Source organism: Bacteroides sp. 519, from assembly GCF_010500955.1.
GTDB lineage: Bacteria > Bacteroidota > Bacteroidia > Bacteroidales > Bacteroidaceae > Bacteroides.
Genome location: NZ_QVMJ01000014.1, coordinates 1 through 26,392 on the forward strand (window position 1 = coordinate 1; position 26,392 = coordinate 26,392).

The 26,392-nt window shown below is 39.8% G+C and carries 24 protein-coding genes; 18 read left to right on the plus strand and 6 right to left on the minus strand.

Annotated elements, in window-relative coordinates:
- Nucleotides 1–183: 183 nt before the first annotated feature.
- Entirely contained in the window at nt 184–1,269 is a 1,086-nt protein-coding gene (locus D0T85_RS12425; RefSeq protein WP_163213680.1) for a glycoside hydrolase family 43 protein, read from the minus strand.
- Nucleotides 1,270–1,487: 218 nt separating this feature from the next.
- Between D0T85_RS12425 and D0T85_RS12430 the strand changes: the two genes are divergently transcribed.
- Genes D0T85_RS12430 through D0T85_RS12445 form a run of 4 tightly spaced genes read left to right on the plus strand, consistent with a single transcriptional unit; the run spans nt 1,488 to nt 4,310 of the window.
- A complete protein-coding gene (locus D0T85_RS12430) occupies nt 1,488–2,327 on the plus strand; it encodes an ATP-binding cassette domain-containing protein (protein ID WP_163213682.1) in 840 nt (279 codons plus the stop codon).
- Between the two features lie 18 nt (nt 2,328–2,345).
- Nucleotides 2,346–3,164: a hypothetical protein gene (locus D0T85_RS12435; protein ID WP_163213684.1), complete on the plus strand. Its 819-nt coding sequence runs from the start codon at nt 2,346–2,348 to the stop codon at nt 3,162–3,164.
- Nucleotides 3,165–3,167: 3 nt separating this feature from the next.
- Complete coding sequence (locus D0T85_RS12440) at nt 3,168–3,536, plus strand: GntR family transcriptional regulator (protein ID WP_163213686.1); 369 nt, start codon at nt 3,168–3,170, stop codon at nt 3,534–3,536.
- A gap of 9 nt (nt 3,537–3,545) precedes the next feature.
- A complete protein-coding gene (locus D0T85_RS12445; RefSeq protein ID WP_163213688.1) occupies nt 3,546–4,310 on the plus strand; it encodes a hypothetical protein in 765 nt (254 codons plus the stop codon).
- A gap of 106 nt (nt 4,311–4,416) precedes the next feature.
- Here the strand turns inward: D0T85_RS12445 and D0T85_RS12450 are convergent, their stop codons facing one another.
- Nucleotides 4,417–5,064, minus strand: coding sequence for an HAD family hydrolase (locus D0T85_RS12450; protein ID WP_163213690.1), 648 nt, complete (start codon nt 5,062–5,064; stop codon nt 4,417–4,419).
- A gap of 147 nt (nt 5,065–5,211) precedes the next feature.
- Here D0T85_RS12450 and D0T85_RS12455 point away from each other — a divergent pair, with 147 nt between their 5' ends.
- The 5 genes from D0T85_RS12455 (at nt 5,212) to D0T85_RS12475 (ending at nt 10,378) form a co-directional block, all read left to right on the plus strand.
- Nucleotides 5,212–6,069 carry an enoyl-ACP reductase gene (locus tag D0T85_RS12455; protein WP_163213692.1) on the plus strand — a complete coding sequence of 286 codons (858 nt, stop codon included), beginning with the start codon at nt 5,212–5,214 and terminating at the stop codon, nt 6,067–6,069.
- A gap of 89 nt (nt 6,070–6,158) precedes the next feature.
- The gene (locus tag D0T85_RS12460) at nt 6,159–7,154 is read left to right on the plus strand and encodes a gliding motility lipoprotein GldB (protein WP_163213694.1); all 996 of its coding nucleotides are present in this window, start codon (nt 6,159–6,161) and stop codon (nt 7,152–7,154) included.
- Nucleotides 7,155–7,264: 110 nt separating this feature from the next.
- Nucleotides 7,265–7,969, plus strand: a complete 705-nt coding sequence (locus tag D0T85_RS12465; RefSeq protein WP_163213696.1) for an SAM-dependent methyltransferase — start codon at nt 7,265–7,267, stop codon at nt 7,967–7,969.
- Between the two features lie 68 nt (nt 7,970–8,037).
- The gene (locus D0T85_RS12470; RefSeq protein WP_163213698.1) at nt 8,038–9,357 is read left to right on the plus strand and encodes an ATP/GTP-binding protein; all 1,320 of its coding nucleotides are present in this window, start codon (nt 8,038–8,040) and stop codon (nt 9,355–9,357) included.
- Nucleotides 9,335–10,378 (plus strand): RloB family protein, encoded by a 1,044-nt coding sequence (locus D0T85_RS12475; RefSeq protein WP_163213700.1) that lies wholly within the window; start codon nt 9,335–9,337, stop codon nt 10,376–10,378. The genes D0T85_RS12470 and D0T85_RS12475 overlap by 23 nt, the downstream gene beginning before the upstream one ends.
- On the opposite strand, the gene D0T85_RS12480 is transcribed toward D0T85_RS12475, so the two are convergent.
- The 4 genes from D0T85_RS12480 to D0T85_RS12495 form a co-directional block, all read right to left on the minus strand.
- Nucleotides 10,359–11,471: a hypothetical protein gene (locus tag D0T85_RS12480; protein WP_163213702.1), complete on the minus strand. Its 1,113-nt coding sequence runs from the start codon at nt 11,469–11,471 to the stop codon at nt 10,359–10,361. The two genes, D0T85_RS12475 and D0T85_RS12480, sit on opposite strands and share 20 nt — an antisense overlap.
- Before the next feature lie 54 nt (nt 11,472–11,525).
- Nucleotides 11,526–12,422, minus strand: coding sequence for a lipoyl synthase (lipA, locus tag D0T85_RS12485; protein ID WP_163213704.1), 897 nt, complete (start codon nt 12,420–12,422; stop codon nt 11,526–11,528).
- 41 nt (nt 12,423–12,463) lie between these two features.
- Entirely contained in the window at nt 12,464–14,659 is a 2,196-nt protein-coding gene (locus D0T85_RS12490; protein ID WP_163213706.1) for a S9 family peptidase, read from the minus strand.
- A gap of 72 nt (nt 14,660–14,731) precedes the next feature.
- Complete coding sequence (locus tag D0T85_RS12495; RefSeq protein WP_163213708.1) at nt 14,732–15,583, minus strand: S24 family peptidase; 852 nt, start codon at nt 15,581–15,583, stop codon at nt 14,732–14,734.
- A 262-nt stretch (nt 15,584–15,845) separates the two neighbouring features.
- Here D0T85_RS12495 and D0T85_RS12500 point away from each other — a divergent pair, with 262 nt between their 5' ends.
- From D0T85_RS12500 to D0T85_RS12540, 9 genes are all read left to right on the plus strand, one after another.
- Nucleotides 15,846–16,568, plus strand: a complete 723-nt coding sequence (locus tag D0T85_RS12500; protein WP_163213710.1) for a hypothetical protein — start codon at nt 15,846–15,848, stop codon at nt 16,566–16,568.
- 31 nt (nt 16,569–16,599) lie between these two features.
- Complete coding sequence (locus tag D0T85_RS12505; RefSeq protein ID WP_163213712.1) at nt 16,600–17,091, plus strand: DUF6633 family protein; 492 nt, start codon at nt 16,600–16,602, stop codon at nt 17,089–17,091.
- Nucleotides 17,092–17,388: 297 nt separating this feature from the next.
- Nucleotides 17,389–17,664 carry a DUF4248 domain-containing protein gene (locus D0T85_RS12510; RefSeq protein WP_163213714.1) on the plus strand — a complete coding sequence of 92 codons (276 nt, stop codon included), beginning with the start codon at nt 17,389–17,391 and terminating at the stop codon, nt 17,662–17,664.
- Nucleotides 17,665–17,903: 239 nt separating this feature from the next.
- Entirely contained in the window at nt 17,904–18,407 is a 504-nt protein-coding gene (locus D0T85_RS12515) for a DNA-binding protein (protein WP_163213716.1), read from the plus strand.
- A gap of 184 nt (nt 18,408–18,591) precedes the next feature.
- Complete coding sequence (locus D0T85_RS12520) at nt 18,592–18,693, plus strand: smalltalk protein (protein WP_163211228.1); 102 nt, start codon at nt 18,592–18,594, stop codon at nt 18,691–18,693.
- Nucleotides 18,694–18,785: 92 nt separating this feature from the next.
- Entirely contained in the window at nt 18,786–21,872 is a 3,087-nt protein-coding gene (locus D0T85_RS12525; protein ID WP_163213718.1) for a hypothetical protein, read from the plus strand.
- Nucleotides 21,873–21,883: 11 nt separating this feature from the next.
- Nucleotides 21,884–25,168, plus strand: a complete 3,285-nt coding sequence (locus D0T85_RS12530; protein WP_163213720.1) for a DUF6443 domain-containing protein — start codon at nt 21,884–21,886, stop codon at nt 25,166–25,168.
- 8 nt (nt 25,169–25,176) lie between these two features.
- Complete coding sequence (locus tag D0T85_RS12535; protein WP_239060711.1) at nt 25,177–25,719, plus strand: hypothetical protein; 543 nt, start codon at nt 25,177–25,179, stop codon at nt 25,717–25,719.
- Nucleotides 25,720–25,813: 94 nt separating this feature from the next.
- Nucleotides 25,814–26,212: a D-Ala-D-Ala carboxypeptidase family metallohydrolase gene (locus tag D0T85_RS12540; protein WP_163213722.1), complete on the plus strand. Its 399-nt coding sequence runs from the start codon at nt 25,814–25,816 to the stop codon at nt 26,210–26,212.
- The last annotated feature ends 180 nt before the right edge of the window (nt 26,213–26,392 follow it).

Sequence of the window (26,392 nt, forward strand, 5' to 3'; positions counted from 1 at the left end):
GAGTAGGTAGTTGCCGTTTTAATGAGAATCCCTCTTAGTCGAAAGATTGAGAGGGATTTCTTTGTTTATGCTAGTTTGTGTTTTTTAGACACGGATTACACAGATTACGCGGATTTAAGAACACGGATTAAATTATATCCGTGCATTTGAAATCCGTGCAATCCGCGCAATCCGTGTCTAAAATTAATAACCAGTTGTAGGCCCATGAACAACAAGCTTGTTATCCTGAATTTCCATTTTATCAATAAATACCATCCGTTTATCTCCAGTGTTTTGAGTTCGGCCATGATAAACACAAAGCATTTGCCCGTTAGCTAGCTTCAATACCATATTATGCCCGGTACCAGTAACATTTCCGTTAGCCTCAATATTCTTTTGCAGTACAGGGTTATCAGCCGATTTTTGGAAAGGACCCAATGGATTTGCTGAAGTAGCATATCCTACAGCATAATTGGCACCTCCAAAGAAATTGGCAGAGTACATCATATAATAAGTATCTTTCTCTTTGAATATAAATGAGCCCTCTGTCCATCGACGGTTTACCTCTTTGCTTGTTACAGAACGACTTTCCCATTCCGTTTGCGCATCTTTCATCTCTACAGGTGGACGCAATATCAATACCGGTTCTCCTATAATACCTGCATAATCTGGTTTAAGCTCTACGCCATATATCCAGCTTTCCTCAATTTCGTCGAACCATCCTTTCTCTCTGGCCCAGTTGGCTACTTCACTTTCTACCGGGTGTTTGTAACAACAACGAGAGTAATAGAGATATACCTTGTTGTTTTCATCATCAAACAGCAGGTTTGCGTCAATAACCGGGTATCCCGGATCAAAAACAGGACCATTATTCATTTCCTTGAATGGACCCGTAGGTTTATCGGCAACGGCAACACCAATACGGAAGTTTTCAAGTTCGCTGGTTGGATTGTGCTTCCAGTTGGCACTGTACCACATATAATACTTTCCGTTTCGTTCGTAAACTTCGGGTGCCCAGAAACAATCAACTGTCCAGGAATCTGGGGTAGCACCAGTGTATGCTATACCTTGATCTTCCCAAGTGGTTAAGTCGGTCGATGAATATACGCGGAAACCATTTTCTCCTGAAGTGCCATACATATAGTACTTGCCATCGGAGGCAGCAAGAATAAACGGATCGCCAAAGCTTACTGGTAGCGGGTTGTTGATCGTGATTTCCTTTTTGGGGTTACTGTTACAGCTTAGTAAAGTAAGAATAGGAATAAGCAGTAAATAAGAATAAAATTTCATAGATCTATTATTAAACGATTTGATAATCTACAAATGTATGCAATCGTAGAAAGACATAATGCTCTTAATTAGTCAGAAAATGATAGTATCAGGTCAACAGGCTATAATGTTAAATTTCAACTCTTTTTTCACTTTTTTGCTTTAAGCTATTGCAGATATAAAAAGAACCATTACTTTTGCAGTGTACTAATTAACTAATACACAAATATGCTTAATATATGATTACAGTTGACAACCTTTCGTTTGTTTATCGCAAATCAAAGAAGGCGATTTTAAACAACTTCTCTCTTACTATTGAAGAAGGTAAAATCTATGGTTTACTAGGAAAGAACGGTGTAGGAAAATCGACCCTTCTTTATCTGATGACAGGTTTGCTTACTCCCAAAAGTGGGCGTGTGATGTTTCACAATACCGATGTACGTCGCCGGCTACCGGTTACATTGCAGGATATGTTTCTTGTTCCGGAAGAGTTTGAATTGCCTCCAATATCATTAGTAAGCTACATTGAGCTCAATAGTCCGTTCTATCCTCGCTTTAGCAAAGAAGAGCTTGTGCAGTACTTGCATTATTTCGATCTGAACATTGATTTAAACCTGGGTGCCTTATCCATGGGACAAAAGAAAAAAGTATTTATGAGCTTTGCCCTTGCAACCAATACTTCATTGCTTATCATGGACGAACCCACCAACGGATTAGATATCCCCGGAAAGAGCCAGTTCAGAAAGTTTATCTCATCCGGTATGACTGATAACAAATCAATCATCATATCCACCCACCAGGTGAGAGATATTGATAAAGTACTTGATCATGTTTTGATAATGGGCGATAATGAGATTCTTCTTGATGAATCGACCTATGAAATATGCGAGAAACTTTTATTCCTTGAAAGCACCAATCCGGGAATGGCCGAAACAGCATTGTTCTCCTCTCCATCGCTTCAAGGTAATTATTTGCTCCTGCCCAACGAAGAGAAAGAAGAAACCGAGTTGAATCTCGAACTACTCTTCAATGCAGTATTAGCTAAGCCGGGCGAAATTAAATCATTGTTTAACAAATAATCAGGGAGGGTAAAAGTTATGATTAAAGATACATTTTTCAGCACTTCACGTTTTATGAATCTTTGCCGCAAAGAGATGGTAGAGAGTTGGAGAACTAATTTGCTTCGCCTGGTTATGTTGTATGGTATTATGGCTGTACTATTTGTTGCGAATGCTTATTTCAAATACCAATGGTATCCTGAATTTGCAACCGATGATCCGATGGTAACCTATTCATTGACATACTTTGTATCGCTAGGATGGATATTTGGTCTGATATTCGCATCGATGGCCTTTAGCAACCTGAAGAGCAAAACAAGCCGACTGTCGGTAATGATGACCTCGGCTACTCCTTTCGAGAAATACTTTTCGCGCTGGATGATATACACACTAGTATATGCGGTTGCATTTATTATTGCATTTATGCTTGCAGATTATACACGAGTGCTGATTTCCAAAATAATGTTTCCAAATACAACTATTCATGTAGCTAGCCTGAAACATTTAGTTGTATACTCTCCACAATACTCTTTGATGCCGGATGTTAAAATGTTTATAAAGCTGTTATTGCTATACTTCTTTACCCAGTCGTTCTTCTTTTTAGGGAGTGCTGTATGGCCTAAAAACTCTTTCGTAAAAACATTTGCTGCCGGCTTGGGAATTATACTAACTTATGCGTTGTTTGCTGCTGTAACTGTAAGAATACTAATTGGCGAGAGCATCTATATAGAAAAATTTGATATCAGTATTGAAACCGCGAATACAATAGGAATGTGCATAATGGTTTTCTTCACCCTGTTTAACTGGACGCTTGCGTATTATCGATTTAAAGAATCAGAAATCATTAACCGACTTTAGCGTATGGATTTTAAAGAAAACAAGGCAATATATCTCCAGATAGCAGATCGAATTTGCGATGAGATACTTATTGACCAATACAAAGAAGAAGAGCGCATACCTTCGGTAAGAGAATATGCCGGAATAGTGGAAGTGAATGCCAACACCACCATGCGGTCTTACGATTATTTGCAATCGCAGAATATAATATTCAATAAGCGTGGTATAGGTTATTTTGTATCGCCGGGAGCTAAAGAGTTAATTCTTTCGTTGCGACGGGAAACCTTTCTTAAAGATGAAGTTGAATACTTCTTTAAACAGCTACATACCCTGAATATATCTATTGAAGATTTAAGCAAGATGTATCAGGATTATCTCAAAAACTTAAATTGATATTAAATTATGAAACGTACAACATATATATTGATAGGCGTGTATTTGGGCGGTATGCTCTTCATCCTGGTAGGAATAATAAGTCTTATATCCTATTTCGGGAAGGAATTAGATTATCAAACAATCGATATGCCCCAAACAACAGCAACAACAGAACTTGATGGAGTGAAAAAAGTGGTAGTGTCTTCAATCTACCCTGTCAGGTTCAGGATGCCCAAAAATGGTGATTTTAAAGTAACGCAGGCGCCAGTTGGCAGTACGGGCAAAATAACCTATCCGGCTTCCGAATATATAAAAGTAAAGAAACAGAATGATGTTCTTTTTCTGAAAGTTGATTTCGAAACCTTAGGAGCTGATTCTGAATTTAGTATTGCCCCAGTTGATATTCAATTGGAGATCCCTGAAACATTCATCCGGATTGAGAACAAATCAATAACCGACATGACAATGGAAAGTGTAACAATCGACTCGCTCGAAATAGATACGGAAAGAGGTATTTATATTGAAAACTGTACAATTGGCTCGTTGGTACTGTCGGAACAAAACCGCTATCTCTTTTCCGGAACCAACACAACCATACAAAATCTATATGCAGATTTAGATGGACTGAGAGAATGGAAGTTTAGCAACTGCACCATACAAAACCAACATCTCACAGCAAACGGTTCGGCACAACTACCATATAACGGTAAAGGAACACGTATTTTCTGGAAACCCAAAAACGATAAAGCAACATTATCGCTTACTAGAGAAGCGAAAATAGTGGTTGAGTGAGTTTTGAGTGATGAGTAGTGAGTTTTGAGTTGCGATGCCGCATGGAACTCATCACTCAAACTCATTACTCATCACTCATTACTCATCACTCATCACTCATCACTCATCACTCAATACTCAATATCTCCTCTGCTGTATCAACAATATACTCCGGATTAAACATTTGCAATTCTTCAATCGGTCTGAATCCCCAGGTTACCCCACAAGCTGTAACTCCGGCATTCTTTGCTGTTTGCATATCCACTCCGGAATCACCTACATACAAAATCTCCTCTTTTGGAATACCTGTATCGTTCATTATATCAAAAACAACAGTAGGGTCCGGCTTGGGCAATATCCTTTCGCGTTGCCCATAGACGGCTGCGAAATTTATCTCTGGAAAATAAAAGTCGATTAGTTTCTTTGTGCCCTCGTGGTATTTGTTCGAAGCCACAGCAAGCATTGTGCCCCGCTGCTGCAACGTTTGCAACAATTTGCTGATTCCCGGATACGGCCGAGTCTTATCCATATTATGTTTGCCGTAATAGGATAGAAATTCCTGACGCATTCTTATTATATTTTCTTTCGATCTACGGTGTTCGGGTAAAGCGCGCTCAAACAATTTGTTTATGCCGTTGCCAACCATAAAGTTATATGCGCTTTCTTTATGCGTTGGAAATCCCAGCTTAGAGAGTGCATAGTTAACACTCTGGGCCAAATCGGCTATTGTATTTAGTAAAGTACCATCAAGGTCGAATATAATTAACTTCTTCATTGTTATACGAGTTACGAGTTACGAGTAGCAAAGTTACTAATAGTTTTCATAACCTTGTAACTCGTAATTTGTAACTCGTAACTAATTGTTTGTAACTTGTAACTAATTGTATTATCTTTGCAACCAAATTTAACATTAAAAATAGGTATGAGTTACAATTTACTCAAAGGTAAAAGAGGTATTATTTTTGGAGCCCTTAATGAGCAGTCGATTGCTTGGAAAGTGGCCGTAAGAGCCGTAGAAGAAGGCGCTACTATTACATTATCAAATACTCCTATGGCTATACGTATGGGAGAAACAACTGCACTGGCCGAAAAACTTAATTGCGAAATGATTCCAGCCGACGCTACAAGTGTAGAGGATCTGGAAAATGTGTTCAAACACTCTATGGAAGTTTTAGGCGGACAGATTGATTTTGTATTACACTCTATAGGCATGTCGCCAAACGTACGTAAGAAACGTACTTATGATGATTTGGATTATGATATGCTTGATAAAACCCTGGACGTATCTGCTGTGTCTTTCCATAAAATGATACAGGTAGCAAAGAAAATGAATGCAATAGCCGAGTATGGATCTATCCTGGCACTTAGCTATGTAGCAGCTCAACGTACTTTCTTTGGATACAACGATATGGCCGATGCCAAAGCATTGCTCGAATCTATTGCAAGAAGCTTTGGATACATTTATGGACGCGAAAAAAATGTGCGTGTAAACACCATATCGCAATCGCCTACCGTTACAACTGCCGGATCGGGAGTTAAAGGTATGGATAAGCTATTGGACTTTGCCAATCGCATGTCGCCACTGGGAAATGCCGATGCCGACGAATGTGCCGATTATTGTATCGTAATGTTCTCCGACCTTACACGCAAGGTAACTATGCAGAACTTGTATCACGATGGTGGTTTCTCGAGCGTAGGTATGAGCCTCAGGGCTATGGCTACCTACGAAAAAGGACTCGACGAATATAAAGACGACCAAGGGAACATTATATACGGTTAATTGTTAATTAGTTACAAGTTACGGGTTACGAGTTTCAAATAAACTTATAGCCTATAACTTGTAACTTGTAACCCGTAACTCGCAACTCTATGAAACTAATTATACTCCTGTTAATACCATTTCTGTTCGGCTCTTGCCGCATGGACAAAATGATTATGGAACCAAAGGGAGATAATGAGTTTACCATAATACGCTACGATCGTTTGCAAAGCGAGTATGTGCGCTTGAACAGTTTGCCTGCTTTGCAAAAAATGAATACCCAATACTCTCGTCAAACCCAAATCCTTATTGAGAAGATACTTGAAATAGGACAGGTAAGCGACGATGACATCAACCAGAAACTGCTGGCATTTTATTCGGATACCATACTTCTGCACATTATGGAAGATGTGGAAAGCAAATTCGGAAACCTTGATTCGCTGGATGAAGAGTTGGAAAAAGGATTCAAAAAGCTAAAGAAGGAAGTGCCTGCAATTAAAATACCTCAGATTTATACACAGGTATCGGCATTAAACAATTCTGTTGTTATTAACGATACATTAGTAGGTATTAGTCTGGATAAATACCTGGGGCAGGATTACCCTTTGTACACCCGCTATTATTACGAATATCAAACACGATCCATGCGTCCCGACCGGATTGCACCCGATTGCTTTGTATTCTATCTGGGCAGCTATTACCCCGTACCACCTACCAGCCGACGTACATTACTGGAAATAATGATTCATTTCGGAAAGATAAACTATGTAGCCCAACAGCTACTTAACTATTCGTCATCCGAAGCCATTATGGGATATTCGGCCGAGGAGAGAGTCTGGTGCAAAGAAAATAAAAAGAAAGTATGGGAATACCTGGTATCCAGTAAGCAACTTTATGCTACAGACCCCATGGTAATACGCCGGTACACCCGTACATATCCTTATATAGATTTCTTCGGAGAAAACAGTCCTGCACAAATAGGAACATGGATGGGGCTTGAAATTGTTTCTTCGTATATGAAACACAATAAAAAAGTAACTCTTCAGCAACTTCTTGATATGACAGATTATAATTTGTTGTTGGATGAATCTGATTTTAAACCCTAAGGTTTTAAGGTTTTAAGGTTTTAAGTTTCTAAGGTTATAAGTTTTTAAGGTTATAAACCTGCACAGTAACTTAAAAACTCAAAAACTTATAAACTCAAAAACTTAAATGCATGAAAACTGCTTTGTACCTGATTCCTGTTACATTAGGAGAAACCGAAATTGATACCGTACTACCTCCTTATAACAAGGAAATAATACTAAATATCCGCCATTTTATTGTAGAAAATGTACGTACAGCCCGTCGCTTCCTTAAGAAAGTAGATAGGGATATAGATATTGATACCCTCACCTTTTATACGCTGAACAAGCATACATCTCCCGAGGATATATCCGGCTATCTGAAACCATTGGCCGAGGGCAATTCCATGGGAGTGATATCCGAAGCCGGATGTCCCGCTGTTGCCGATCCGGGAGCCGATGTAGTGGCCATAGCCCAGCATAAAAACCTGAATGTAGTTCCTTTGGTTGGGCCATCGTCTATATTGTTGGCCATAATGGGATCGGGATTCAACGGACAAAGCTTCTCTTTCCATGGTTACCTGCCAATCGACTCGGGCGAGCGAATCAGAAAACTAAAATCGCTTGAGCAGGGTGTGTATTCCGATAATCAAACCCAATTGTTTATTGAAACACCTTACAGAAACAATAAGATGCTGGAAGATATATTGCAGAATTGTCGGCCGCAAACAAAACTTTGTATAGCTGCTAACCTCACCTGCGAGGATGAGTATATCAAAACAAAATCAATAAAGGACTGGCAAAAAAAGACACCCGATTTAAATAAAGTGCCTTGCATATTTCTCTTGTTTCGGTAAAACGTTGAAGAATTTTATGTATGTTTGCTTAGGTTACTTGTTTCACTAAAAAATAAAATATACGGGATATGATATTAGAGTTGAAAATAAAAAACTTCAAATCATTTAAAGATATCACTGAATTTACATTTATTGCAGTTGAGAATGAATTTCTAAAAGACAATTACTCAACCATTGAATTAAATGATGGCGAGAAGATTAATGTGCTTAAAACTGCTGCTGTATATGGTGCAAATGCTTCAGGAAAAAGTAATCTTATTTGGGCATTACGTGCAATACGTTTCTTAATTGTAACTTCGCGCGGATATGATTTAGATGACGAGATAGATTGTTATGAGCCTTTTCGTTTTGAAGAAAAAGCCCAATATGATGCTGTTGAGTTTAGTTTGATTTTTATTGTCAACAAAGAAAAATATGAATACAATATTGAATATAACAACAATACAATATTGTCCGAGTCATTATATCTTTTCTCGAACGGAAACAAAACTCCTTTATTTACCAGAAATCCAAGTGGTCAAGAAGATATACATACTGTAGCTTTAGGACAAATATTGAAAGATCAGGGATTAGAGATCAAAGTTTTAAGAAACCACGCATACCTTTCAGAAATAGGGAATAAACCGCAGGAAACTATATTAAAGATTTTCTCTTTTTTTAAAGAAATGGAGATAGAACCTGTTGCTGATTCCATTGATATGAAATCTCGTAATGAAAAGGCTGCAAAAGAAATACTTAAAAACGACTCCTCCCTCTTATTTGGAAGATTAAAAAGGTTACTAACTATAGCAGATATAGGAGTAATAAATATAAGTATGGAAGAACTCTCGGAAACAGAATTTAAGTTTCCGAAAAATATGTCCGACAACCTAAAAAAACGCCTAATAGAAGATAATAAATGGGACATACAACTCACTCATCGTAAATATAATGGCGAGGAATTAATAGGAGAAGAGAACTTGCCAATAAAATACGAATCGGCCGGAACCAAAATCCTTTTCGGATTGGGAGCACGTATACTTTCCGTTTTAGATAAAGGAAGTACCCTTCTTTATGATGAAATGAATACAACCATTCACCCAAAGTTGTTTCAATTATTAGTTAAACTATTTCAGAATCCCCAAAGTAACCCTCATAAAGCCCAACTATTAATAACAACCCACGATACTTCCATTATAAGTGATAGTATGATGCGTGCCGACCAGATATGGTTTACCGAAAAAAAGGAAAATGGTGTATCTGAATTGTTTTCTGCTCAGGACTTTGAAGGTATAGAAATTTCCATCCCATTCGACCGTTGGTATAAATCGGGACGTTTTGGAGCATTACCACAATTTGGCGAAATAGACTATATATTTAATGGGGATGAGAGCACCAAAAAAGACTAAAAATAACATTATAATAATCTGTGAAGGCACAGATACAGAGTTCAATTATTTCGAATCTGCTAAAAGGCGTACAGATCCCAGTTTGTACTCGGAAATAAAAGTACTACCAATTGCTGCTGAAATACAAGCTTTTGAAAAGAATTCAAAGCGAAAGACTAAAAAGCTTGAAAATCCTCCAAGTTACAAATATTACTATAAGGAGGAAACAAACGAGGCTGATTACAATAAATATAAGGCACAGCCACTACGTTACGTTCGCGAAGTACAACTTTTTATGGAGGAAGATGGATTTATCGAAGGATGGGCAGTATTCGATAAGGATGGACATCATTCTCCACAAGAAGCATTCAGCCATGCAAAAAACTCTTCTGTTTTTATCGCCTTCTCATCCTATTCGTTCGAACAGTGGTTTCTGACTCATTTTGAACGGTCGGAAATGGCATTCAGTAAATCAGACTGTAAAGAGAAAAAGAAATCAATAGAATGTGGTACCGGTAAACATGTTGACGATTGCCGAGGGGAAATCTGTATAGCTGGCGCATTGAGAGAAAAAGGATATATAAAGGATTACAGCAAATCTAATAAAACTATTTTTGATTGTCTTTATCCGCGATTACATAAAGCATTCATTAATGCTGCATGGATTAGGAAACTGGACACTCAACCCATTTACTTACGCAATCCTTATACTAATGTAGACTTTTTGGTAAAGAGATTATTGAATATAACAATGGAATATGAATGGTATACATCATCAGAAGATATACCTTTTTCCGGTACAACAATTCGCTTTGAGTTACAAGCCGGAAACCTTATTATAAAGAATACAGGAAATAGATCCTTTATACTCCGGCCTGATAATATATGGAGTAGCACTGATCCTTATACAAATGGAAATTCTCTGTTCCAGAGAACTAAAGAGATTGTTCCTGGCAATACTGAGTCTGTACCAAATTTCAAGCATACATTTATCCGAGTTTTAGATAATAATCAAACCATTATTATTTATACCTCTCCCTAACCTCAACCACCTCCTTGAGGTGTTCAAACTCATACTCAAAAATGCCGGAAAAAAAATTCTTATTCAGGTTATCTTCAATTTGCTGCAACATCCATAATTTGCCACCAACAAAGCAATTATCGCACAAAATACTGTCATCGTCCAGGTGAAGGATAAACAGGTACACCAGTCGGCTACGCTTATCGTCCTTGAATTTATATTTGATACTGAATCTCGGATCGAGCTCACCGTGGGCAGGAAAAGCCTTGGCTAAAACCCTTTTAACGGCATTCTCTATCGATTCCTTATAAAGAATATAATCCTCGAGTGGAGTATCTGTTTTATCGCACTCAACCATGTTAACACGGTTGTTGCGTGCAAGAAACAACATGCCCTGACTTTCTACAGCAATGCGCACTATGGGGACAGTTACATCGCTTTTCAGGTCTTTTACATCGTTTCTGATGGCCTTTCCTATAACATCTCCTTTTTCGTTTACTACAGAAACAAACTCCATGGTAGACATAGATCGGTTGAAGTCTCTTATAGCAAACTGATTGAACACTATGCTGCTTACAAATACCAGTATGGGCAATAACACCTGCAATACCCACATAATTTCTGTACTCATGGTATGGGTAAACAGAACAAGTATGGTGAAAATAGCAAGATGTATAAAGGCAATGATCAAGGTGATTCTGATAGACACAATTGCCGATACGGAAGCCTCCATATAATACCGTTTACCGGTTGATTTTGCTTTTTGCCGGAAATAGCTTAGCATACGGTTCTGCAATAAGTAGATAGGTAACCAAAACAGTACAATACATATTTCGAGCGCCATAGCCAAACTGTTGTTGGGCCAGGAAGTAATCTTAAACAAAGAAATAAGCGAGAAAACTGCCAGGATAACCGTAACCGTATAAAGTATAAAGCTAGGTAATGGCTTGGGCTTTTTATAGAGGTTGAAGGCAGAATAAACCACCCCGGCCAATGTACCTATGTATATGGCCAGGTCTTTGGGCATAAACTCACCAAGCAAAATAGTGATGATTGCCGGAGCAAATCCCAGCGACGTATTGAATGATGAGGAAAGATTTATCCGATGGCTCATTTCTATTAATGTTTTCTTATGATTAGAACAAAGTATTAACTGAATAGTTTAGTGCTATCGATGCATTACGTGTTTTTCGGCATGGTACGAAGAACGTACCAGTGGCGCGCTCTCTACTTGTGTAAATCCTTTTTGCAGGCCGATGGCTTTGTAACGGTCGAACTGGTCGGGCGTAACATATTCGGCCACAGGGTAGTGTTTATGACTGGGCTGTAAATATTGACCGATGGTAAGAATGTTGCAGTTAACAATTCGCAAATCGTCCATCAACTCTTCTACTTCGGCAGGCGTTTCGCCCAGACCAACCATGATACCCGATTTGGCACTGATGCCATTAGCGGCTATCTGCCGGATAACTTCAAGGCTTGTTTCGTATTTGGCTGCACTTCGCACCAATGGCGATATCCGCTTTACGGTTTCCATGTTGTGCGATATTATTTCGGGCCGTGCATCAATAACTAGTTGTACCAGTTCTTCTCTTCCTTGAAAGTCGGGAATCAACACTTCGATTGTTGTATCCGGATTTACTTTTCTTATCTCGTTAATTGTTTCGGCCCAATGAGCTGCACCCAGATCGGGCAGGTCGTCGCGGTCTACCGATGTAATTACTGCGTGTGTAAGTTTCATCAACGCAATAGATTTTGCCACATGGGCGGGCTCTTCTTTATCCAACGGCAAAGGTTTGCCGGTAAGTGTGTTACAAAACTTACAACTGCGTGTACATATATTTCCACCAATCATAAAGGTTGCTGTGCCTTTTCCCCAGCATTCGCCCAGGTTAGGACAGCGGCCACTGCTGCAAATTGTGTGCAAGCAGTTCGATTCAACTATTCGTTTTGTTTGCGTGTATCGTTCGTTTGTGCCGATACTTATTTTTAGCCATTCGGGTTTGCGTGCCATTGAGTTGAGAGTTGAGAGTTGAGAGTTGAGAGTTGAGTTGAGAGTTGCCATGCGGCATCGTAACTCTCAACTCTCAACTCTCAACTCTCAACTTATAAGTTATTTATTAAGAAGTTCGTTAACTTCGTAAACAAATGGTGCCTGGTGTTGCCACCGTAGATGCCATGATTACGATTGGTATATATCTGCATATCAAACTGTTTGTCTAGTTGCACCAGGTGCTCGCTATACTCAACACAGTTTTGGTAATGTACGTTATCATCGGTCATGCCATGAACCAATAATAAGTGGCCGTTTAGTTTATCGGCGCGTGTAAAAGCCGAACTGGCTTTATAGCCTTCGCCGTTTTCTTTCGGGGTGCGCATAAAACGCTCGGTGTAAATTGTATCGTAATACTTAAAGTCTGTTACGGCAGCAACTGCAACACCGGCTTTGAATATTGGCGTACCCTCGCTCATGCTCATAATGGTCATGTAACCACCAAAGCTCCATCCCCAGATGCCAATGCGTGCTTTATCAACATACGGTTGGTTGGCCATGTATTTGGCCGCCTCTACTTGGTCTTGTGCCTCTTTTACACCCAGGTTCAGATAAGTACATTTGGTAAACTCGGCACCCCGGCCACCAGTGCCCCGACCATCAACACATACAATAATGTACCCTTTGTTGGCCATGAAGAGTTCCCAGCCACCGCCGCCACCAACACCCCAACTGTCGGTTACCTGCTGACTGCCCGGTCCGCTGTATTGATACATCAGTACCGGATATTTTTTCGATGCCGAGAAATCTATCGGCTTAACCATATAACCATTCAGACTAACCCCTTGCGATGTTGTAAATGTAAAGAACTCGGCTGTAGGATAAGCATACTCGGCAATGGTTTGTTTCAGCTTATTGTTATCAACAAGTGTTTTTAATGTTTTACCGTTGTTATCGCAAAGCGTAATCTCGGCCGGAGTTGTTATGCTGGAATAGGTGTTGATAAAGTAACTCAGGTTTTTGCTGAATATAGCTGTGTTGGTTCCTGCTTTTTCGGACAGCTTGGTTTTCTTTCCCTTCTTGTCAATCTTGTAAACAGCCTTTCGCAAGGGACTTTCTTCGTTACTTTCGTAGTAAAAAGTTTCTGTTTTCTCGTCCCATCCCAAGAAACGTTTTACCTCGAACTCGCCTTTGGTAACCTGTTTTACCAGTGTGCCGTTCATGTTGTACCAGTAAAGATGCGCAAATCCATCTTTCTCGCTAAGCGAACTGAATCCTTTTTCGTAGAAGATGATATTATCTAACACATTATCATTGACATAATACGGGCTTTCATCGCGCAGCACCAATTTGCAAACAGTAGAGCGCGGATCGGCAAAGTATAGGTCGAACCGGTTTTGATAACGGTTCATGGTCATAATAGCCAGTTTGTTAGGATCTTTGGTAAAGCGGATGCGTGGAATGTAACCATCTTCGTCGAGCGGAAGATTCATTTTGCGCGTTACCCTTGTTTTGATATCGAACGAGTGAACTGTTACTTTCGAGTTCGCCTCGCCTGCTTTTGGATATTTATATGTGTACTGTCCGGGATACAGCTCGAATGGATGCATGTGAGGTGCTTCGCCTGCATAAAGTTCTAGCGAGAACTGGGGTACTGCCGATTCGTCGAAACGGATATAGGCAAGCATCTGGCTGTCTTCGCTAAACTCAAGCGCACGGTTGAAGCTGAATTCTTCTTCGTACACCCAATCCGGTGCACCGTTTATAATCTCGTTGAACTTACCGTCTTCTGTTACCTGCGATTCGCTATTACCGTACAGCAATTTTACCAGGAAGATGTTATTATCGCGCACAAAAGCAATCATTGTGCCATCGGGCGAAAACACAGGAACCTCCTGCGGACCGCCATCCGACAGTGCCTCGACTTTGTTATTCTTGATATTATAGATATAATGCACCGCCGTGTAAGAGTGACGGTACTTTGCACTGGTTTCTGTACGGATAAGAATGTTCTTCTCGTCGGGCGAGAATTGATAACCGTCTATCCTTTTAAAATCGACATCGCGCGCTGTACTAACATCGAACAAAGTAGCAACAGCTTCGCCCGTTTTAAAAGAATATTTAATAATTTGTGTACTGTTGCTGCTCATCTGGGTATAATGCTCGCCATCGGCCATGGGAGTTACCCCACGAATACCTTCGGCACGGAATTTTCCAGAAGTTATTTCTTTTAGGTTCAGCGGCTTACCCTGTGCCGATAAGGCTAAACCATAAATGCAACAAAATAAGAGAATGGCAATTTTTTTCATGTTTTTATAAATTATCTTTGGGGAGATTTAGTTATCGAGAATTCCTCGGTAACTGAATTTTCGTCCAGTTCATCAATAGTCTACATCCAATGTTTTTTTCTTAATCACATTACCCAGCAGTTGTACTTCGTCCAGATTTACGGTAAAGTCTCTGTATTCTGGCGACGAATTTAGTGAGTGGCAAATAATGTCACCTGTTTCCAAATCCTGTTCGGTGATTTGTTTTAGTAATATCGAATTACCAAAAGCTATTACCCAGTATGGATATCGTTTTAGTCTTAATTCATCTCTCCAGAAAATGCGTTCCAGTTCTCTTACCAGCACAATTTCGCCCTGCGCAAAGCTTTTCCGGGTTCCATCGTCCATGCTATCGCCCCGTACTTTAAAAGCCATGTAGTTGCCTCTGCCTATTACATCGACCTCAAAATCAACCTCTTCCCATTCGTCGCGGTCTAATTCCAGCGACCCCTCATGTTCAAACCTGGCATAAGCATCGTATGGCACAAGTGGCACCCTGAGAATGTATTTCCCCCCTCCCTGCGCATAGTATTTCATGCCGTTTTTGGTTTCAAGATAAAGCTCGTCTGTTTGATATTTTGGGGGCTTAATTAAATCAACATTACTCTCTAGCGCTAAATTAGGTGTAGCTAATTCGGGCGTAGGGGTATAAACTTTATTGGGCACAAGCATATCTCCTTCTCCGCGTTGAAGCCAGTTTAGATTAAATATCTCTCCAAAGCCTCTGTTAAAGCGTTTCAGGAATTTATCTGTCAGATATTTTTCGTTCCCATTAAAGGCACGCGAAATGGTAACATCGGCAGCATTCATCTTTTGGGCAACCTCTGCCTGGGTGTTTGCAATCCCATTTTCTTTGAGGTACTCAAAAGCTATTCTTAATCTTGATATTTTTCCGCTATTGTCCATACATTACTTGTTTAATGTAATTGAGTTTAATGTGCAAATGTATTGATTACAATTGACATAGCCTACTTTTTTTGCTATTAATTTCTTAAATGACCCGTTTCGGATAGTTAATTAATTAAAAATATCAATAGATAAAATGATATTTTGTTTCTCAAAAACCGATAATATCATTATGTTTGTGCTGAAATTAAACAGATAATAACTATTCTGGTGTTGATAATATCATTATTATTGATACCTTAAAAAAGGAAAGGAGAATTAAATGAATTACATTGAATTAATCAACGCATTTTGGGAACACGATGAAGCCCACCAATTTACCGGTACAGAAACCCGACTTTATTTTTACTTATTGAAGATTACCAACCGACTGGGATGGCTACAATCATGGAGCCGAAATGACAACAGATTAACAACCGAATTGGGAGTAACCCCAAAAACGTTAAGAACTGCCAGACAAAGTTTAGCCGATGCCGGACTTATTAGCTACGCAACAGAAAAGGGTAGAAACAGCAAAACAACTTACGAAGTTTTAGCACCTAAACACTTCATTAAACAAGGGAAAAAAGACCTCATTAATTACCCTGAAAACTCTTTATATATAAGAACGCGCGATAAACCAAAACAAAAACAAAAACAAAAACTATGTAATAACTCTAGTGAGTTATTACCACACACACCACCTGACATAAATGACATAAAATTGTATTTTACTAATAAAACACATAATTGGGAAAGAGAAGCCGAACTGTTTTATTATCACTTTGATGGTGTAGGCTGGGAAACCACAACAGGCACAGCCATTAAAAACTGGAAAAGCAAAGCAAATTATTGGATAACTAAAAAAAACATGAAAGATGAACAACAACGCAACACAACCAACATACAGTACGGTTCCGCCAACCGAAATACCCCTGCCACACAGCAAGCAGGAAGTATTAGAGCTCTTGAAGACCTTGCCAACGCTATACTGGGAGAGGCTTGACGTACAAAACCATATTGACGTATTTAACCACATGGCCGAGAACGGACTTACATTGGCCGAAGTGCGCAATATTGAGGGCGATGTACGGTTCAACATGATGATGACCAAATGGATGGCCAAGTTTGTGTCTTTCTTTTCGGTATGCACCATGACCGGCGAACAGGTTACCGATACGGTTAGTTTGATGCTGGAATCGTATCCCAACTACTCTATTGCCGATATCAAGTTGTTTTTTAAGCAGGCCAAAAATGGTATCTTGGGCGAGCTTTACGGCCGTTTCGACGGTAATGTAATACTCACCTGGTTGGGGAAATATGATAAAAACAGGCGCCGGTCGGCCGAGGCTTACCTTAGGCAACAGAGGATGGAGGAGCAGCAAAACCAGATTCGCAATTGGAATGCGTATGCACAATCCGAAGCTTTCGAGGCTAACCAGCAACGGGCCACACAAGGCTATCAGTTATTGCAAAAACGACTGGCCGAAAGCAAATTTGGACTGAGGGGCAGGGCTGTTAAGTTCTAATATTTTAACCGCAGAGTTTCGCAGATTAACGCGGAGTTTTTAATTTCTATGCAGCATTGAATCTTAAACTCTGCGTACTCTGCGGTTAAAAAAGAATAGTTAAATCAGAACTTAACAACCCTGGCGAAATTGCGATCTGTGATCCCGGTAGGATGAAGCCTTTATCCCGGTAGGAGAAACCGTTTATCCCGGTAGCACGAAGCGTTTATCCCGGTAGGAGAAAACGCTTATCCCGGTAGGATGAAAATGATAAAATGAAATAAAACAATTCAGGTAATTAACACAAAAAACTAGATTATGGAATCAATTCAACAAGAAGTATTCGTTGCTAACTATATGTTAGGGATACGCAGCTTTACACGATCGGAACTGGCTATGATGTACATGCCTAATCTGAGCAAAGCAACTGCGCTTAAAAATTTCAACAACTGGATTAAATTGAACAAGAAGCTACAAGCTGATCTTCTGCTGGCCGGAGCCAGCGAAAACACTCGCAGGTATACACCCAAACAGGTGAAGGTGATATTCGAAGCGTTCGATGCTCCATATGTTACTGATAATAAGGCAGTTTGAAACATTACAACACGGAGTGATTTTAAACCGCTAGCATACAGCGACTTATAAAATAAATGAAAGATTATCTCGCAAAAACGATCAATATCTTCCAAAATAAGAATTTCGCAGATACGCTTTATTCACCGTGTTGTACCTTTGTAATGTGATCAGGAAGAAATACCATCAGGGCCCGATGGACGAAACCTGTAACAAGAGATAAACAAACAAATTATTTAATTAAAAAATCGAAACACAAAATGGAAATTCAAGTACAGCGCTATCAGCGCAACAAGGTATTGGGCAACTCGGAATCGGCCCAACTGTATTACCTCAAATTTGTTCCGGGAAAGAGTAGAACACACACCGACGAATCTATTGCCAAAAGCATGGAGCGGATAGGTTCGCTAAGTATTGACGATGTGCTTCACTGCAATCGTGCCATGACGCGCGAAATCCGTACGCTTCTTGCTCAGGGCGATAAGGTGCACATTCAGGGGTTGGGAACTTTCTTCTTGTCGTTTAATTGTACCGGCACCGAGGAAGAAAAGGATTGTACAGTCCGCAACATTCACAAGGTAAACGTCCGCTTTAAGCCAGACAATACGTTCCGCCTGGTGAACGATAGCACAGTGGCAACACGTGGTGCCGAAGGATGTGTAAAGTTCGCTATCAAAGGCGAAACTACTACCGGCTCTTCGGGTGGCGGTAACGATGACGGCGGCGATGATTCAGGCGGCGGATGGATTGATCCAACGGCTTAAGCGGCAACGTGTCACGGTGAGGTTTCAATGCTGATACCTTGTAAGTAAAATCCGATCTTTTAGGAGAAGTTTTTAGAGTGATTTACAGGTTGCAGGAACCTGTGAATAGCACTTCCTGCATGCTTCTCCGAAAGATGGAATTAAACTAAAACTAGTAACTAACAAATTAAAAATTTAAAACATTATGAAGATAAATAGTAAAGCATGGGATGTGATTCTTAAGGTGATAATTGCTGCGGTAAGCGCGCTGGCAGGGGCGCTGGGGGCGAATGCGATGAGTCTGTAAGAATTGAGAATTGAAAATTGAGAATTAATTAGGCAAGGTGTACGCCGCAGGGAAAACTTCGCGGCGGCACGTTGCCGCAAACAAAAAAAATTATGAAACAAAAAACAATCAGATACTGGCTTTTGATATTTATACTGTTAAATATCTCTTTAGCCGTCCAGGCAGACAATGGGCAATCATTGATGCCAATAATTCCCACCTCGCCACAGGCAGAGTCAATCAAACGATATGGTGAATATAGAGTCAATAACGCAATGGGTATTCCCGACGTATCTATTCCGTTGTACGAAATCGATCATAGGGGCTATAAAATACCGTTGATCCTGAGATACACACCACAACCCCTCAAACCGGGTTATAACTATGATGTATTTGGTAACGGCTGGTCGCTTTCTGCGAACAGTTGCATTTCAAGAACCATTGAGTCTATTCCGGACGAATGGAGCGGCTTTAAAATAGAGACGGATAAGCTTAGCAGATTTTATTTGGTTCTTGAGACCATTGAAGAGAGTAATTTTGCTCACGACAAGTTTACTGCTACCCTACCTAATGGCACTTCTTTCAATTTTATAATCGACAAAAATTATGATGGAACATTGGATTATATTACTTCCGGCAATGCCAATATAAAGATCTCATGTTCTTATGATATGCATAAAATAAATTCGTTTACCGTTATTGATGAAGATGGGGTGAAATATACTTTTAATGGAAGTGATACTCCAAGTATAGGATCGAACGATAAATTCAGGAATTGTTATGTCTCCTGGTACCTCAGCCGTATTGACCTTCCTCATTCTACAGAACCCATTTTGTTCTCTTATGCCTATGGAGTTGATAGCGGACGAGCCAGGCAATATGAGGAAACTGGTATAATGATGAAACACCATCTTATTCCACTTACGAAAAATGAGGCAATTGCCCGACCTGTAACCGAATATAGTTCCAATACTTATAAAATGAAACTTCTCTCATCCATTCGGTATGGTAGTAGCGGTATATCATTCAACTATCAGGACCAAAGTACTACCGCCACCCATAACTATATAAAAAGCATAAGCATTCATGATGACTATAATTCAGTAAAGAGCATTTCTTTCAACATGAATATCAAGAAGGTTAACTACTATTGCCTGACAAATGAAAGCCTGGCTCAATTGAAAAGTGTAACTATTCAAGGCTCTGGCAATACCAATTCACAGGTATATAAGTGTACCTATACCGGTTTGCCTCTCTCTTTTGCAGGTACCGATCATTGGGGTTATGCCAATCAATACAGTTCACAGTATGATGTGTGCAGATTTACTTTGTTTGTAGAGCCCGATCTCAACCATTATACTAGTTTCCTGCCAGGTTCTATGTCAAAAGTAAATAAAACATCACAGGATGTATGCCCGTTTGATAAAGTAAGGTTATCCCGTTATACCTACGATAACCGGTATCCCAGTGGGCCTGACAGTCATGGTGTACTTGCAACTCTGCAATATCCTACGGGTGGTTTTACCCGGTTTGAATTTGAAAACCATTGGTTTTTGTCTTCAACATCCCTCGATGGTGATTATATTTATGATCCCAAACGAAAAATAGAGGCTCGTGGCGGAGGGTTCAGGATTAGTAAAATAACCAATTATACAGCAGAAAATACAGTTTCCGACATGAAAACGTATCGTTATGGGAAAACATATCCTAATTCGCCTAACCGTCATACAGGATTGGGAGAGGCCGTAGTAGACCCTACCATTTTATCTTATGCCGGTTACACCTCTCATATGGTGGATAACTACTCTATTCGCAATATGATTTTGGGTCTGGATGCCAATGGAAAAAGGTTACCTTTTACTCATCCGTTCATCGGATGGATGTTAGGCCATGAATGGCTCTGGGAATGCACCTTCAGTACGTCCAATTTTCGCAGAGTGCTTAATGGACGGGCTCCGGTAGTATATTCGCTTATAACAGAATATCATGGAGATATCAATGAGGGTGGTAAGTTTACTCCTGAAAAGACTTTAGGAAAAACAGAATACAAATATGACATTTATACTTTTAATGGTATAGATACCTTGTTTTTTGAGGCACCAAAATATTCCGGGAATGTGTTAGTTTATGACTCAAAACCATATCTCTATAATCTATTGAAAGAAAAGGTGGATTACAAATACGCTCATGTATACAATGATGTTTACTTTGTCCCTATAAGAACGGAGAAGAATACCTGGAGTTCCACTTCCCGGGGTGTCCTTGATTATGTATATAGTAATAAATATCCACGGGGTTTTTATCCGATGAATACAACTGTGGCCGAGTTTCTTACTCACAAAATTTCCTATCTGGGTTATTCCCGTTTAACGTCGAAACAGGTGTCTATTGTTAACTACCCTGCAGGGGATGGGATAACTGAATCTGAGAGTTATATCTATAATAGCAGGAATCAAATTGTTGAGAAGAATAGCCATAGAAATGGTAGCCAATGGGTGACAACCAATTTCAGCTATCCGCAGGTTAATAATAATGGTACTACACCCACTGTTATTCAACAAATGCTTGATAGGAATATACTTACTCCGGTGATAAGTGAAGTGAATAGTGGACGGTTCCCAAACTCCGCCAATCAGAATATATCAGGCTATAAGATTGATTACAAGGAATTCACTCCCGAAGGTTCTTCTATACTTATGCCTGCCGAGGTGTACGAGTTGGATACGAAATCTACCTCTTCCCAGTATGTACTTAAAGATAAAATAGTAAGCTATTCGCTTCATGGAAATCCGGTGGAAGTAATCTCAAGCGATGGTGTGACTACCATTTTCTTATGGGGCTATAATTACCGGTACCTCATTGCCGCAATAAAGAATGCTACATACAGTCAGGTAGAGGGTGCTGTGCAAAGCGTATTTGGTGTTGACGTGAAGACCCTTTCCAAACAGGCCAAACCCGACGAGTCGAAACTGAGAAGATTGAAAGATCATGCGAACCTGAAACAGGCAATGGTCTCTACTTATACATACAAACCTTTGGTGGGTGTTGCTTCCACGACCGATCCTTCCGGCATAGTCACCTATTACGATTATGACGGTCCGGGCCAGTTGAAAGAGGTTTACTACTATGAAGGTAACATTGTGTCGCCTACAAATAAGCGTGTAGTACAAGAGTACAAATGCAATTATAAAAATCAATAAAAGAAATTAGTATGAAACGAACTATATTATTTACATTACTGGCTCTCTACACTGTATTGAGCGAAGTATATGGGCAGAGCAATTTGGCTGCCAGCCCGGATCAGAACTACACACTGACCCTAACTCCAACAGTGGCTACTCAAAACACAACTTCCCTTACCGTTGAACAGTGCATGCAGCAATTGCAATACTTCGATGGGCTTGGTCGCCCGTTGCAGGCTATTCAGCGAGGGGTTACACCTTCTCAAGGGGATTTGGTTACTTATCAGGAATACGATTTGTATGGTAGAGAATCCAAATCCTGGCTACCCTCTGTTGTAGCCGCAAATAATGGTGCTTTTGTTGGTTTGCCTACCATAGCAACTAAAGCCGGTAGTACATACAATGGGGATGCCAACCCTTATAGCCTGAATGCCTACGAACTTTCTCCATTGAACCGTTTGGTTGAACAAAAAGGCCCCGGACAGGATTGGCATACAAATGGGAAATCGGTAAAATCTGATTATTATGCAAACAGATACCGTGGTAAAAACAGTGCTGAGATAGAACTTAGTAGTAATATACTTTATTGGGGTAATGGGTTTATAATGAATGCATTTAGTGCTTCGGCTGGTGATTATCATGTTGTTAAAGTCCTAGATGAAGATGGAAATGTCTCTTATGAATTCAAAGACAGGTTTGGGCGACTTGTTCTGTCCAAGCAGATTGTTAATGGTACTTATCATTCTACTTATTATGTATACGATAATGCGGGAAACCTGGCCTATGTGTTGCCACCGCTGTTATCTCAAATTTGGGAAACAGAGACAATTTTTGGTGATACTAATGATTCCATGCAGAAATATGCATACATCTATAAGTACGACGGCCTCAATCGCTGTATTTACAAAAAGCTCCCCGGTTGCGATCCGGTTTATTATATCTATGACAAAGCAGGACGTCTTATTTTTAGCCAGGATGGGGAGCAACGACTTAAAGGCGAATGGGCATTCACTATCCCGGACGTTTTCGGTCGTACAGTATTGAGTGGTACCTGTAAAAACAGCCTTACCTATACCGCTGCCCCGTTGAAAGACGTGTTTGTGAAAGCCACTTGGGGCAATGTCACCAATAGCTATATGGGCTATACACTGTCGGGAATCACGCTGACCACTCCCATTATCCTTTCGGCTACTTACTATGACAACTACAGTTTCATCAGTAAGAACAATGTGCCGTCCACCCTTGCATATACCGCAGCAAGTGGTTACGGCGTACGGTCTACAGCCGATCCTAAGGGGTTGCCAACAGGAACTGTTACCGCCCGCATGGGTTCATCCGGTGCTTCAGGTTACCTGTATGCTTCCATGTATTATGACAACCGGGGGAGAATGATTCAAAGCAAATCGACTAACCACCTGGCGGGTCTGGACGAAGAGTACCTGAATCTCAACTTCACCGGTCTGCCCAGGAACCGCAAGTTGGTACATACTGCCTCAGGAAAGACCACCCAAACGGAAGTTTACTCATACCTGTACGATCATGCCGGGCGTTTGAAGACTACCAAACACAAGCTGAACACAGGCACAGAGGTTACCCTTGCCAATAATACCTACGATGACCTGGGGCGTTTGAAGATAAACCAGAAGCATACGCATGCCAATCTGAAGACCACATTCAGCTACAACATTCGTTCTTGGGTAAAATCTATCAGCAGTCCGTTGTTTAACCAGACATTGTACTACAACGATTCCTACGCCGGTAATACGAAGCAGTATGGTGGTAATATATCTGCCATGAGTTGGAAAATAGGTACTGAAACGCTGCGGGGATACAGGTTTGGATACGACAACCTCTCACGGATGACCAAAGCGGAATACCTGGTAAATGGAGTTGTAAACAACAACTACAAAGTTCCTTCTGTTACTTACGATAAGCATGGTAATATTACCGCTTTGGAACGTTGGGGAAAAACGGCTTCGGGCTACGGACAAGTGGATAAACTGTCAATGACATACAATGGTAATCAACTAACCAAGGTGGTAGATGCTGCTGTAAAAACACCTGCGGTAGCTTCGGGATTGAACGATTTTTATGATAAGGATAATGCTACAGATTATGCTTACAATAAAAATGGTGCTATGACCAAAGATTTAAACAAAGGAATTAGTAATATTGTGTATAATTGTTTAAATTTACCGGGTGAACTTACCATTAACGGTGCTACCAATAAATACACGTATGCTGCTGATGGGCGAAAGTTGAAAGTTACACATGGAGCAAACTATACGGATTATGTGGGTAACAAGGTGTACGAGAATGGTTCTTTGAAACAGATTTTGGTTGATGGTGGTTATATCGAAGCTGGTGTTTATCATTTCTACCTGACGGATCATCTGGGGAATAACCGGGTAGTGGCTAATAGTAGTGGAACTGCTGTACAGAAGAATCACTATTACCCGTTTGGGATGACATTCGGGGAAACTCCGAATGCGGAGCAGGAGAAGCAACGGTTTAAGTATAATGGTAAGGAACTGGATAGGACTGGTGGGCTGAATTTGTATGATTATCATGCTAGGCAGATGGATCCGGCAATCGGGAGGTTTACGACGGTTGATCCGCTGGCGGAGAAGTATTATTCGATTAGTCCGTATGCGTATTGTGCGAATAATCCGATGAATTCAATAGATATTGATGGAAGATTAGTTATTTTCATAAATGGAATGCATAATGGAACAGGTGGGACAAAGAAATATTGGGGCAAAGATGGTGCATTTGCAGATGCTGTAATGAATCACTTGAAAGATCATAATCCATTATATAGAGACGGGAGTCATGGGGGAGTAGGAGGCCTATTTAATGATAATCAAAATCCCCAGAAAAGGAAAAAATATGGAAAAGAACAGGCAAAAAAAGATGCTGAAATGATAGTAAAAATGATAACCGATGGCGAGGGAAATATTAAAGAGACAATAAAAATAATTACTCACAGCATGGGTGCTGCGTACGCAAAAGGATATGTTTCAGAGTTAACACAATATTTAATTAAAAAGGGTATTCCAATGAGCGTTATTGAATTTGAAGCTGATTTCGCTCCTCATCAGCCAGAATATCAAACTGCAGTAGTAAATCCTACCTATCAATTTTCCCATAGCAAGGATAAAGTAGCAGGAAATGGTAAAATGTCTGGAGCAATTTACAAGGATACCAGTTCTGATGAAGACCAAGGACATTCAATAGTGTCATTTTGGAATCAAATCAGAAATCTTCCGGCAGGTAATTATACTATAGAAAATGGAAATATTGTTCCAAATTAAAATAACGTATGATGAATAAAAAGGTACTAAAAAAAAATCTCGTTACGCTATTATGGCTTTTATTTATTGATATAGTGTTAATAGGTGCTTGGACGTTATATTTCCAGCCTACTAGTGATATGACTATTATTTTGATTTATGCTATTCCTATAGTATTTATTATTAATTTGTTTCTTAGTATAGTATTTCTGTTTATAAAAAAATATTATGTAACTTTCTTTTTAGTAAATTCTTTTATAGCACCTGTTATTCTATATTTCCTTTTTGGATTTTACATCCATATTTCTTTGATTAGAAGTTATGATAGTTGGGAGTTCTATATAGATGACGCTGTATATACAATAGATACAACACCGCATAGCAATAATGATTATTCTCTAATGATTAGCCCCGAACCAGGTTTGTCTATTGGAGAAGATCGCGGTACCACTGTAATCAGGAATGATACAATCTATTTTACTTCTATAGATGGTTCAGGTTATTTTATTTTTAAAAAGTATCTATATGGATATAAAGATATGGATAAGATAAAAGTAAAGAAAATATATTAAGAACCTATATAAATTGACTATTTGAGGCTGTCTCATAATAACTATCTATAGTATCTATAATGAGATAGCCTCTTTGTTCTATTAAAATCACCCAATGAAACACTTCACCCTTCCGGAACTCTGTCGCAGCGCTACAGCCTGGAAATACAAAATAAACAACGAATGTTCCCTCGACCACATTCAAAAGCTAACCAGTTTGGTAACCAATGTACTCGATCCGCTCCGCGAAGCCTGGGGCAAGCCCATATACGTAAACAGTGGATATCGATCTCCTGCATTAAATAGGAAATTGAAAGGAGCACCAAACTCGCAGCACTTAACTGGCGAAGCAGCCGATATTACTACCGGAAGCATTGCAGGTAATAAACAATTGTTTGAACTGGTGCAAGCGTTGAATCTTCCGTTTGATCAACTGATTGACGAGAAAGGATTCAGGTGGGTGCATGTTAGTTATAGGGAAAAGGGGAATAGAAGGCAGGTGTTGAGGAAGTGAGGGAAAGATATTAAATATCTCGTACAATTCGTTATCTTTGCCTAAGTCGCTTGTAATTAATAGATTTGAATTTTTATCCTAATAGGACTAGGCAATATATCTTTTTATTTTCAAGAAAACGATATATTACAAGTGATGGGATCTCCTGAGAAAAGGATGATTTATAGTTATTCGGAAAAG

Coding starts and splice junctions, on each gene's coding strand:
- D0T85_RS12425 (WP_163213680.1), bottom strand. CDS start 1,269: ATGAAATTTTATTCTTATTTACTGCTTATTCCTATTCTTACTTTACTA.
- D0T85_RS12430 (WP_163213682.1), top strand. CDS start 1,488: ATGATTACAGTTGACAACCTTTCGTTTGTTTATCGCAAATCAAAGAAG.
- D0T85_RS12435 (WP_163213684.1), top strand. CDS start 2,346: ATGATTAAAGATACATTTTTCAGCACTTCACGTTTTATGAATCTTTGC.
- D0T85_RS12440 (WP_163213686.1), top strand. CDS start 3,168: ATGGATTTTAAAGAAAACAAGGCAATATATCTCCAGATAGCAGATCGA.
- D0T85_RS12445 (WP_163213688.1), top strand. CDS start 3,546: ATGAAACGTACAACATATATATTGATAGGCGTGTATTTGGGCGGTATG.
- D0T85_RS12450 (WP_163213690.1), bottom strand. CDS start 5,064: ATGAAGAAGTTAATTATATTCGACCTTGATGGTACTTTACTAAATACA.
- D0T85_RS12455 (WP_163213692.1), top strand. CDS start 5,212: ATGAGTTACAATTTACTCAAAGGTAAAAGAGGTATTATTTTTGGAGCC.
- D0T85_RS12460 (WP_163213694.1), top strand. CDS start 6,159: ATGAAACTAATTATACTCCTGTTAATACCATTTCTGTTCGGCTCTTGC.
- D0T85_RS12465 (WP_163213696.1), top strand. CDS start 7,265: ATGAAAACTGCTTTGTACCTGATTCCTGTTACATTAGGAGAAACCGAA.
- D0T85_RS12470 (WP_163213698.1), top strand. CDS start 8,038: ATGATATTAGAGTTGAAAATAAAAAACTTCAAATCATTTAAAGATATC.
- D0T85_RS12475 (WP_163213700.1), top strand. CDS start 9,335: ATGAGAGCACCAAAAAAGACTAAAAATAACATTATAATAATCTGTGAA.
- D0T85_RS12480 (WP_163213702.1), bottom strand. CDS start 11,471: ATGAGCCATCGGATAAATCTTTCCTCATCATTCAATACGTCGCTGGGA.
- lipA (WP_163213704.1), bottom strand. CDS start 12,422: ATGGCAACTCTCAACTCAACTCTCAACTCTCAACTCTCAACTCTCAAC.
- D0T85_RS12490 (WP_163213706.1), bottom strand. CDS start 14,659: ATGAAAAAAATTGCCATTCTCTTATTTTGTTGCATTTATGGTTTAGCC.
- D0T85_RS12495 (WP_163213708.1), bottom strand. CDS start 15,583: ATGGACAATAGCGGAAAAATATCAAGATTAAGAATAGCTTTTGAGTAC.
- D0T85_RS12500 (WP_163213710.1), top strand. CDS start 15,846: ATGAATTACATTGAATTAATCAACGCATTTTGGGAACACGATGAAGCC.
- D0T85_RS12505 (WP_163213712.1), top strand. CDS start 16,600: ATGGCCGAGAACGGACTTACATTGGCCGAAGTGCGCAATATTGAGGGC.
- D0T85_RS12510 (WP_163213714.1), top strand. CDS start 17,389: ATGGAATCAATTCAACAAGAAGTATTCGTTGCTAACTATATGTTAGGG.
- D0T85_RS12515 (WP_163213716.1), top strand. CDS start 17,904: ATGGAAATTCAAGTACAGCGCTATCAGCGCAACAAGGTATTGGGCAAC.
- D0T85_RS12520 (WP_163211228.1), top strand. CDS start 18,592: ATGAAGATAAATAGTAAAGCATGGGATGTGATTCTTAAGGTGATAATT.
- D0T85_RS12525 (WP_163213718.1), top strand. CDS start 18,786: ATGAAACAAAAAACAATCAGATACTGGCTTTTGATATTTATACTGTTA.
- D0T85_RS12530 (WP_163213720.1), top strand. CDS start 21,884: ATGAAACGAACTATATTATTTACATTACTGGCTCTCTACACTGTATTG.
- D0T85_RS12535 (WP_239060711.1), top strand. CDS start 25,177: ATGATGAATAAAAAGGTACTAAAAAAAAATCTCGTTACGCTATTATGG.
- D0T85_RS12540 (WP_163213722.1), top strand. CDS start 25,814: ATGAAACACTTCACCCTTCCGGAACTCTGTCGCAGCGCTACAGCCTGG.